Annotated in this window: 3 protein-coding genes; 1 reads left to right on the forward strand and 2 read right to left on the reverse strand. The window is 70.8% G+C overall.

Annotation, left to right across the window (positions count from 1 at the left end; all coding sequences use genetic code 11):
• Window positions 1-53: 53 nt before the first annotated feature.
• Window positions 54-515 carry a hypothetical protein gene (locus AX737_RS03155; RefSeq protein WP_066918930.1) on the reverse strand — a complete coding sequence of 154 codons (462 nt, stop codon included), beginning with the start codon at window positions 513-515 and terminating at the stop codon, window positions 54-56.
• Window positions 516-2012: 1497 nt separating this feature from the next.
• Complete coding sequence (locus AX737_RS03160; protein ID WP_066918932.1) at window positions 2013-2384, reverse strand: DUF305 domain-containing protein; 372 nt, start codon at window positions 2382-2384, stop codon at window positions 2013-2015.
• A gap of 319 nt (window positions 2385-2703) precedes the next feature.
• Between AX737_RS03160 and AX737_RS35110 the strand changes: the two genes are divergently transcribed.
• The coding region (locus AX737_RS35110) for a hypothetical protein (RefSeq protein ID WP_210173126.1) at window positions 2704-3071 on the forward strand (368 nt) is incomplete at its 3' end.

Below are 3071 nucleotides of genomic sequence, written 5' to 3' on the forward strand. Positions count from 1 at the left end.
CCGCGCCCTGACCAGGATCCTGCCTGCGCGGGCGGGCGCTCGGCCCGCCGCGGTCAGGCGCGCTGCCGGGGCGGCCGCTCGATGCGCAGGGGACGCGGCTGGGCGACGCCGTCCTCCTGGGCCAGGCCGATGGGCTCGGAGGGGCGCAGGGTCAGCGCCTCGCCCGACCAGGGTGCGTCCGGCACGGCCGCCTGGCAGGCCAGGGGGCAGCAGGTGGCCGCGCAGCTGACCGGGCGCTTGTGGTGGCCGTGGCCGCCCGGGTGGTGCTGGCCGGCCGAGGCATGCCGCTGGCAGTCGGGGCCGTCCGCGCCGTCCGCCTGGAGGGCCGCTCCCGCGGGCGCGTCGGCGGAGGCGGCTCCGTGTCGGTGGTGGGTGTGCGGGTCGGCGGGGGCCGCGGCCTGGTCGACGGCGGCGTGATCGGCTGCGGCGTGGCGCTTCATCGTGCACGGCGCCGCCGGGGCGATGGCCACGGCCATCGCCAGCACGGCGAGCAACACTGCGCGAAGAACTGCCAAGGACCCAGAGACCCTGCCAAAACCCGACCCAATCGTCGCACGGATGGACTTGCCGGGCAACGCACGAACACTTTGATTTAATGTGAACCTGCCTCGGCCCTCGGCGCTGTTGGAATTCGGTCACAGGTCATGCCCGCGCGGCGGCCGATAGGTGTCGAGATCGTGCCGGCGGGCTTCTGGAGGCTCGTGACTTGGGCGTCTCTGCGTGGGGTGCGATTGCCTGCGGCCTAGGTCGGCTCGCGACGATGCGGATCTCCCCAGGCGCCCGTGACGCCGGTCTTGCCTTCCGAGCTTTGGGCGGGGCCTCGATGTCAGTCCTGACCGGGGCAAGAGGGCGCCGGCCCGTGAGGCTCGGACGCCCGCCCCCTCGGCCTCCCGGGTGCCGGGTCCGAGATGGTCGCGATGCGACCTGATCCTGTCCTCGGTGCCGCGCCAGGGTGCACCACGGACCGCGCAGCCTCGTCTCACCGCCGAGCGCCGGCCGGCTCGGGGCGCTCGGTGACGGGGCGTTGGGGCGCGCGCCGGATCGAACCGGTCGTCAGGCCGTCGTCGAGCGATCGGAATGCGGGACGCAACTTCTGATACCGTTCGTTGCGCCAAGCAGGGGGGACGTTGTCCCAGGCGCCGGCAAGGGCGTGACCCGGCATCCAGGCCATCAAGGCGGCGCCCAGAAGGGCGGCATGGACAGCTCGGTTCATGGCTACGTTTCCCTCTTCTCAAGAAGCTGGCGGCTTCTCGGAAGAGTTCGGGGCCGACGCGGAAAAGGTTGCAGACCGTTCGAATCTCGAACTGCGGTCGGGCCAAGACCCCGGGGCCGCGCCCCGGGGAGACCAGCCCGGCATTGCGGTGTCCCACCGGCTCCGGGCCCGGTCTGCGCCCGGCCCGGTCGCAGCCTGACCGCAGCGGTCGGACGACACGACGAGATGGACGGCGTCGCGGCCTGCCGCCACCCGCGCGGAACCCGGCTCTCAGCGGGCAGGCTGCCGCCGCGCTTGCCCGACGTGGCCCGGAAAACCCAAGCCGAACCGATCCCGGACTCGGGGCCGGGACAGCTCATCGGGATGGCGCGGAACAGATCCTGGGCGAACCGGCATTCGTGGGCGAGACAGAACCGGACTGTCTCGACATCGGCCGGTGGCACCGGCGCAGCCGCGGCGCAACCTCGCCGCCGAACTTCCGGACGATGCAAGCGCGGCACTTGGCATGCGCGCCTGAGTTCAAGGACAGCAGGTGTCCCTTATGCAGGGGGAGCGCCAATAGGGTCCCCTGACGCCGGCTGGACGCTCCCTCCTCCGGCCGTGGCCGTGTCCGCTTTCGGCGACGGGGAGAAGTTGTTCGGCCAGCCTGACCCCGACGACCCGGACGGCGGTGATCCCGGCCGGCGGGAGAGCCTGGCCGGGACCGTGGCTAGCGGGCTCGCCAGACGAGGCGGCGCCGAGCCGTCGAGTCGTTGCCCTGACCCGTCGGCGGTCCGCAGCGAGGCCAGGGGTGGAAGATCTACTTCTCCTTCCGGATCTTGGTCTGGATCTCGCGCAGGCTCTTTTCGTTTTCCTCCTTCGTCTTCCGGGCTTCCTTCACCACCGTCTCGTCCTTCGAATGCTTGATGGCGGCCTCGGACATGTCGACCGCGCCTTGGTGGTGTGCCGCCATGCCCTTCATCCAGGCCAGGTCCGGATCGGGGTCCATCATGCCCTGCATCATCGCCTTGTTCATCTTGTCCATGGCTTCCATGGAGTCCTTCTGCAGAGGGCCCATGTTCTTCATGTCCATGCCCGACATGGACCCGCCCTGGCCGCCTTGGGCGAGCACCGGTGTCGCGCCGGAAGCCATGAGTGCCGTGGCTACGAGTGCGGTTCTCACTACCTTCATGCGAGCCTCTCTGTTCGTTTTACCCTGTGGGGGTACAACCCGGCGGCGTGATCCAGGTTCGCCGTCCGATCGCGCTTTTCTGTTGGGTTGGGTCGTAGGCCGGGCGCGAACAAGCCGGCTGCCATCCGGATGGCCGTGCCCGCCAGCCCCCGGCGTCCGGCAGCCGCGGTCCGGGGTGACGCCACGGGAACGCTGAGCTCCCGGCGAGCGCGCCCGTCGCCGAGAGGGCCACGGGCGACGGGCTTAGGGTGTCGGTGGGACTTGGCACCCCGTGTCAGTGGCGCCCTTCCCGGTGGTGGCCGCCCTCGCGGACGACCTCATGATGCTCCTCGTGATGGTCCGCCTCACCATGATGGCCGTGCGTCTGCCTGTGCTCGATCACGTGTCCATGGCGCTCCGCGCCGTGGTGGTCGCCGTGGGCGGCCCCGACTTCGTCGAGCGCCCGCGCCGGCCCTGCCGTGGACCCGAATGCGGCCGCGGCGGCCACGAGCAACCCGACCTGCAACAGTCTCGACATCCCTTCACCTCCATCGTCGTTCTGCGGCTCAAGGAGCGCGCTTGGCCCCATATACGATCCGGGGGTATTCAGGCGTTTTGTTCCTCCGCGAGCGTTCCGAGCAAGATGGAGGGGCCGGACGACAGCGGGCGGGCTGGGTCGCTGGGGTGGTCAAATGGGCAGGCGGGGCC

This window comes from Methylobacterium sp. CCH5-D2, from assembly GCF_001556475.1.
GTDB classification, from domain to species: domain Bacteria; phylum Pseudomonadota; class Alphaproteobacteria; order Rhizobiales; family Beijerinckiaceae; genus Methylobacterium; species Methylobacterium hispanicum.